At 42.4% G+C, this 7004-nt stretch carries 7 protein-coding genes; 2 read left to right on the top strand and 5 right to left on the bottom strand.

What is annotated here, in order from left to right; genetic code table 11:
- The 4 genes from GZ63_RS0108785 to GZ63_RS0108770 form a co-directional block, all read right to left on the bottom strand.
- Positions 1–223: MaoC/PaaZ C-terminal domain-containing protein (locus tag GZ63_RS0108785; RefSeq protein ID WP_029268687.1), on the bottom strand; the 223-nt coding region annotated here is incomplete at its 3' end.
- On the bottom strand, positions 220–669 hold the full coding sequence (locus tag GZ63_RS0108780; RefSeq protein ID WP_029268685.1) for a MaoC family dehydratase N-terminal domain-containing protein: 450 nt from the start codon (positions 667–669) through the stop codon (positions 220–222). The genes GZ63_RS0108785 and GZ63_RS0108780, both read right to left, overlap by 4 nt.
- A gap of 24 nt (positions 670–693) precedes the next feature.
- On the bottom strand, positions 694–1458 hold the full coding sequence (locus GZ63_RS0108775) for an SDR family NAD(P)-dependent oxidoreductase (RefSeq protein ID WP_029268682.1): 765 nt from the start codon (positions 1456–1458) through the stop codon (positions 694–696).
- Positions 1459–1766: 308 nt separating this feature from the next.
- A complete protein-coding gene (locus GZ63_RS0108770) occupies positions 1767–2528 on the bottom strand; it encodes a class I SAM-dependent methyltransferase (protein ID WP_029268680.1) in 762 nt (253 codons plus the stop codon).
- Positions 2529–2819: 291 nt separating this feature from the next.
- Between GZ63_RS0108770 and GZ63_RS0108765 the strand changes: the two genes are divergently transcribed.
- Together GZ63_RS0108765 and GZ63_RS0108760 are read left to right on the top strand one after the other, a co-directional pair.
- A complete protein-coding gene (locus tag GZ63_RS0108765; protein WP_029268678.1) occupies positions 2820–4157 on the top strand; it encodes a short-chain fatty acid transporter in 1338 nt (445 codons plus the stop codon).
- A gap of 193 nt (positions 4158–4350) precedes the next feature.
- Positions 4351–5283, top strand: coding sequence for an AEC family transporter (locus GZ63_RS0108760; protein ID WP_029268676.1), 933 nt, complete (start codon positions 4351–4353; stop codon positions 5281–5283).
- Between the two features lie 207 nt (positions 5284–5490).
- Here the strand turns inward: GZ63_RS0108760 and GZ63_RS0108755 are convergent, their stop codons facing one another.
- Positions 5491–6987 carry an aldehyde dehydrogenase family protein gene (locus GZ63_RS0108755; protein ID WP_029268674.1) on the bottom strand — a complete coding sequence of 499 codons (1497 nt, stop codon included), beginning with the start codon at positions 6985–6987 and terminating at the stop codon, positions 5491–5493.
- Positions 6988–7004 lie beyond the last annotated feature (17 nt).

Raw genomic sequence — 7004 nt, 5'->3', positions numbered from 1 at the left:
CTTCATAATAAGGGGTAAACAATTTGGACAAGTTCCCCATCGTCCACATGCCATGGGCAATAATGCCGGGGAGGCCCGCCTTTTCTGCAGCCGCGTCAATCGTATGAATGGGGTTAAAATCGCCGGAGGCCCCTGCATATTTGATCAAATCAAGTCGAGAAACCGGTTGAAGTGTGATCGGATCAAGCGATTCTCCTATTTGTAAGTCGGAAAGGGACTTCATTTCACCAGCTCCTTCCTGACCGCTTCGGTGATAATCACGGATTGCTGTTCCGTAAAAATGGTCTCACCTTCGCCGTCCTCCCCAAATCGTTTTAAAATAAGGAATCCAAGCAGACCGCTTCTGCTCTTTTTATCATAGTAATTTTCTATTTTGGTATAACAGTAGACTGTTTCCCCTACCAAGAGAGGGCGCGTGTAATGATAGATTTGCTCGCCGTGAATGAGCCCATCGCTGAGCAGATCCAATCCCTCTATTTCGCCGTAATCGAAAACTCTCGGGAACGTGGGTGGAGCAATGTTTTGTCCATATCTTGACTGTCTTCCGACGGCTTCATCGACAAAAATGGGGTGCATGTCACCGATTGCCTCAGCAAACCGTTTGACCATCCCGCGCTCCACTACATTTTTAATTTTATTGGATTGCTTGCCGATATGCTCTTTAAACATGCATAAACCACTCCTCATTGTCTGTTAATCCTTAGGACCGCCGGCAACGTAAATTACCTGACCATTCACGAATGACGATCGTTCATCTGCAAAAAATGTGACTGCATTGGCGATATCGGATGGTTTTCCGCTTCTCCCAACAGGAATGGACGCTACGCTATGTTTGACTAAGTCCTCATAAGGAACGCCAATGCGCCTGGCTGTTTCCTGGGTCATTTCCGTTTCGATGAAGCCTGGTGCCACAGCATTTGTCGTGATGCCAAATTTACCGAGTTCGATGGCAAGCGTTTTGGTCAACCCTTGCAGTCCCGCCTTCGCTGTCGCATAATTCGCCTGGCCGCGGTTCCCGAGCGCAGATGTTGATGATGTATTAATAATGCGCCCGTATTCATTCTCCACCATATAGTTTTGGGCTGCTCTCGCTGCGTTAAAAGAGCCTTTTAAATGAACATCCATCACCTGCTCCCAGTCACTGTCCGTCATTTTAAACAATAAATTATCTCGGATTACACCGGCATTATTAACGAGAATGTCCAGGGATCCAAATTTACTGACAACCGCTTCCATAACTGCCTCTACTTCTTCAGCATTCGCCACGTTTGCCTTCTTCGCTAAAACTGCGTAGCCTTTGTCTTGCAGTTCTTTTTCCGTTTCACCGAGCGCTTCCTCGTTGATATCAATAATTGCCACCTTCGCTCCCTCTTGGGCAAATCGCTCGGCAACTGCCTTGCCAATTCCTCTGCTGCCTCCAGTTACGAAAGCTACTTTTCCCGTGAATCGTTCTGTCATGATCATTCCCCCTGATTCAAGTATTTTAATCGATTTCTCACTTTCAAACGACTTTTTAACCACTGCTTCTGCATTGGTAAATTGACCATTGGATGAGGTTGCGCGAATTCATAACAAGATTGCGCAAGTTTTTTGGAACATCACTCGAATTTGTATGGTTATCGCGCGACTCCATAGCGTTATGGCGCTACTTTCTAGCAACATCGCGCGAGTTCCCGGCTTTATTGCGCGAATGCGTGTTAAAGAGGGTCTCCTCCATTTTTCGGGAGGGTTTAAGTCCGTGTGCCCTCCCACAGTAGCAAAAAACATTACCCCTTACGCACAACCGCTTCAAATGTAATGGTTTGATTTGATTTAGTAGGATATTGTCCGTACGTATAATCTGCTGAAATGATAATATCTTCAAATCCTATTTGTTCAAGTATCATTTTAAACTCCTCAACTCCATACCAACGAAGCGGAAATCGTTCTAATTCCGTTTGTACTAATACGCCGTTACGCCATTTTTCATAACGATTGTGTGATATGGTGTACTGGTTGATATAATCCACATCTACTACCTTACTTTCTAATGTAATCATATCGCCATTTTCAGATTCCCATGTTCTTGTTGTTCCTTGGCCTATTGCGAAATCCGTTTGTAAAAAGATATCTAACATTAATTTTCCACCGCTTTTGAGATGATGATAGAAATTTTTTAATGCTTTCATAGAATCTTCCCTTTGATGTAACAACAAAAATGTTCCGGTTGGGACGATAATAGCTTCATACCTTTTATCTAATGCAACAGATTCCATTTTCCCTTCAAATAAATTTGGATGTAACCCTCTTGCTTTGCAGTTCGTACGGCATATTTCTAACATTTCCCTAGAAACATCGAAGCCATCAACCTTCAACCCTTTTTCTAAAAGCGGAATGAGAATTCGACCAGTTCCAACTCCTGGTTCAAGAATATTCCCTGTACAAGAAGCTAATCGATCCCGATAAAACGCCACGTCCCCATAGGAAAGACCAATATATTTGTCCATATCATAGACTTGGGAAGAAAGCTTACTATAATAACCTAACATGTATTCACTTCCTCGTTATTCATTAAAATTTTTTACCATCGCTTCCTCATCTGCTCAAAACCAATCAAGACAAACATGCAAAACTTAGGTAGATACACCGTTTCACGTCCGAACCCTCCTCGTGTGTAAAATATGTTAATATAAATATACCATAACTACATGCAAAACATATGGTAGTATAGGTGTCTATCAACATCGATTTCTAGACGTCCCCTCCAAGAGAGAGTTGCAATAATCAGAAACATTTGCTATCTTTATGTAAGCGCTTTAACCTAGGAAAGGAGGAAAAAAATGCTGAAGCCACTCACTGCGTTTTTTGATCGGATGGTACAACGATACCTGCCCGATGCGTTTCTATTTGCTATTATTCTAACTTTTATTGTTTTCATTTTAGGCCTTGGCTTTACAGATAGCTCCCCTATCCATATGGTTCAGTACTGGGGCGATGGCTTTTGGGATTTACTGGACTTTGCGATGCAGATGTCGCTTATCGTTATTACGGGGTACATCCTGGCTAATACTCCCATTGTTAAACAGTTATTATCCAAATTAAGTAAGCTCGCAAATACACCATCTCAAGCAGTTGTACTCGTTAGTTTCGTTGCTGCCATTGCTTGTTTGATTAACTATGGATTTGGGTTAGTTGTAGGCGCGCTTCTGGCAATCCATGTCACGAGAAGAGTGCCATCGGTCGATTACCGAATATTAATGGCGAGTGCTTATAGCGGATTTTTGCTATGGCACGGGGGATTATCGGGATCGATTCCGTTAACCATAGCCACAGAGGACCACTTTTTGGCGGATGTAATCGGAGTCATTCCCATCACCGAAACGCTTCTAAGTAACTTTAATTTATTTATTGTGATGACACTGCTCCTCTCCCTGCCATTGCTGAATCGATTGCTCATGAAATCTAGTGATGGTTCAGGGAAAATTGATCCGGAATTACTGGAAAATCAAACAACCGCCGCAGTTGAAGCGAGGAATGAAGAGCCAATCGAGAGTCACACACCTGCAGAACGCTTGGAAAACAGCAAAATCGTTTCGCTGATCGTAGGATTGTTGGGGCTCGCCTACGTGATCTATCATTTTATACAAAATGGACTTGATTTAAATATCAACATCGTTAATTTTATCTTTTTATTTTTAGGCATTATCTTTCACCAGACACCGCGCCGTTTTCTTGATAGTGTAACAAGCGCCGTTAAAAATGCCGGGGGGATCATTGTCCAATTTCCATTTTATGCGGGGATTATGGGAATGATGGTAGCTTCCGGTTTATCCGAGCAATTGTCACTGTGGTTTGTCAGTATTTCAAATGATTTCACACTGCCATGGTTTACATTTATCAGCGCTGGCATCGTCAACTTTTTCGTCCCATCCGGAGGCGGTCAATGGGCGATTCAAGGGCCAATCATGATCCCTGCAGCACTTGAAATTGGCGTTGATACAGCAAAGACGGCTGTCGCAGTAGCTTGGGGAGATGCATGGACAAATATGATCCAGCCATTTTGGGCACTGCCTCTCCTTGCAATCGCCGGCCTAAAAGTAAAAGATATCATGGGCTTTTGCGTCATGATTTTAATATGGAGCTTCATTCCCATATCGATCGGATTATTATTCTTTTAGATACAAGATCCTTGCACGGATGTCGCGCTGCAAGGATTTCTTCTTTTTAGAGAGGCTTTTTCCCATTTCAGGAGAAACAACATTTACAGCCCCTCCCAAGAAATGCGGATTAACCTAAACGCTTTAATCTATCAAACAAACCTTGGAACCCCCCTGCTTTCCTTTTCATACTGTAAACCATGGAGGGATAATCATGAGCATGGCAGGAGATTTTTTACAGGAAATGATAATGCTTTATTGCATTGGAATCTTAGGATTTGTTGTAAGAAAAAAAGATATTCTGAATAGGCATACGAATGATGTGTTAACACAACTGATCCTCTATATTACCTTACCCGCACTTATTTTGTTCTCGCTGGATATCCCCTTTTCTTTTACTGTCATCAAGGAATTTCTTTGGCTTCTGTCCATGTCTGTTTATGTACTTACACTAGCAATCCTTTTAGCTTTTTGGATGAGAAAACGCGCCCATCTTCCAAAGAAACAAGAAAGTGTCTATGAAAGCCTGATTATCTTTGGAAACCAGGGATTTATCGGATATGCAGTATGTTTTATCCTCTTTAAGGCACAAGGCATTATTTATTTAAGCCTATTTAATTTGTTTTATTTACTATGTATATGGTCCTACGGTATTTTCTTATTTACGAAAAGAAAAACAACGATAAAATGGAAAAGTGTTCTCCTGAATCCAGGAATTTTGTCGACCATTGCAGGCTTCATGGTTTTATTTTCCCCTTTCCGTTTTCCGGAAATTTTCTCAAGCGCATTAGAAAGTGTTGGAAAAATGACGATCCCCCTTTCCATGATATTAATTGGAAGTTTACTGGCAAACACAACATATAAAGACATTCCTTTCATGCTGAAAAACCCTTATTTATGGAAGTCTGCAGTGGCTCGACTTCTAATTATTCCATTGTTATTGCTCCCATTTTTATTGTTACCTGTCTCATTTCCATTGCTAGCCATTGCAATGTTGGTTTCCGGGATGCCCTCTGCACCAACAACGTCATTATTTTCACAAAAATTTGGAGCCGACACGAATTTTGCAACGTTAGGTGTATTGTTAACGACTGTACTGTGCATTTTCACTATTCCATTCCTTTATATGCTTTTGCATCTATTCTAAATAAACAAGAAAATGGGATAGACAGTATAAACTTTAATAAGTGCATCGCCAAAAAATAACATCTAGTTAATTATGGCTGCAATGTTGCTTTTGCAAACCTGGAACCATTACATAAACTATACACGGTTGTCATTTGTACAACGACAATCGTGTATAGTCTCAACTAAATGAAGATCAACGTAAACAAATTAAATCCTCCATGCTTTCTTATTCCACATCAATCTGTGCACGCTGTAATTTACCGCTATAATCTACGTAAACGGCTTTCCATTCGGTGAATACATCCAGCGCCTGCACACCTGAATCTCGGTGACCATTACCTGTTCCTTTCGTTCCTCCAAATGGGAGGTGAATCTCCGCACCTGTTGTTCCTGCATTGACATAGACGATCCCTGTATCTAAATCTCGTTGTGCCCTGTACACTTGATTCACGTCGCGGGTGAAAATGGAGCTGGATAAGCCGAATTCCACACGATTATTGACGTCAATTGCTTCTTCAAACGATGCTACAGGGATGAAAGAAACGACAGGTCCGAATATTTCCTCCTGTGCAATGCGCATATCCATCGTCGCATCCGTAAACACAGTCGGTTCAAAGTACAATCCGTTCGCATGATCGCCGCCGGTTAATTCCTTTCCTCCTGCGAGCAGCTTTGCGCCTTCTTCCTGGCCAATTTGGATGTATTTTTTAATTTTATCCATACCAGCCTGATTAATAATTGGTCCAACTTTCACGTCCTCGTTCAGCCCGTCTCCGATTTTTAGACCTTTCATTTTTTGTAATACCTTGGATTCTAGTTCTTCTTTGACATTTTCATGTACGATGACACGACTGCACGCTGTACAGCGCTGGCCGCTTGTTCCAAATGCACTCCAGATAACCCCTTCTGCTGCGAGATCAAGGTCTGCATCATCCATCACAATGACTGCGTTTTTCCCGCCCATTTCAAGCGATACTTTCTTTAATTGACGGCCGCACTCCGCAGCGATATTGCTTCCTGTTTCATTGGATCCGGTAAACGAAATCACTTTAATAGCTGGATGGTGCACCATCGCATCACCAACCGATCCACCAGTTCCAAAAACAACATTGACGACACCTTTAGGAAGTCCTGCTTCCTCAAAAATTTTCATTAGTTCGTTTGCCATAATTGGCGTTTCTGTTGCTGGTTTCCAAATCACCGCATTTCCTGCAACAATGGCCGGGAAGGATTTCCAAGTCGCGATCGCAATTGGGAAATTCCATGGTGTAATTAGTCCAACCACACCAATCGGCGCGCGCACACTCATCGCAAATTTATCCTTTAATTCGGCATTTGTCGTCTGGCCAAACATGCGGCGTCCCTCACCTGCCATATAAAAGGCCATATCGATTCCTTCTTGTACTTCCCCGCGTGCTTCTTCGAGTACTTTTCCATTTTCGAGTGTCAGCAGTTTGGATAAATGTTCTTTTCTCTCCTTCATTATCCGGCCGACTTCATACAATATCTCTGCTCTTTGAGGAGCTGGTTCCAGTGCCCACTTTTTCTGCGCTTGTTTCGCAGCTTGGACTGCCTGGTCTACGTCCTCTTTTGTGGAAAGCGGCACTTTTACAACTACTTCGCCATTAGCCGGGTTGATGACATCCCGTGTTTCTTCTGGCTTCACCCACTGTCCGTTAATATGATTCATCAATACCTCTTTGTCTACTAATGCGTTTGCCATTCTAAATCCACTCCTTT

Origin of the sequence: Virgibacillus alimentarius (genome assembly GCF_000709085.1) — a bacterium.
GTDB classification, from domain to species: Bacteria; Bacillota; Bacilli; order Bacillales; family Amphibacillaceae; genus Virgibacillus_B; species Virgibacillus_B alimentarius.
This window is presented reverse-complemented; position numbering and strand designations above follow the sequence as displayed.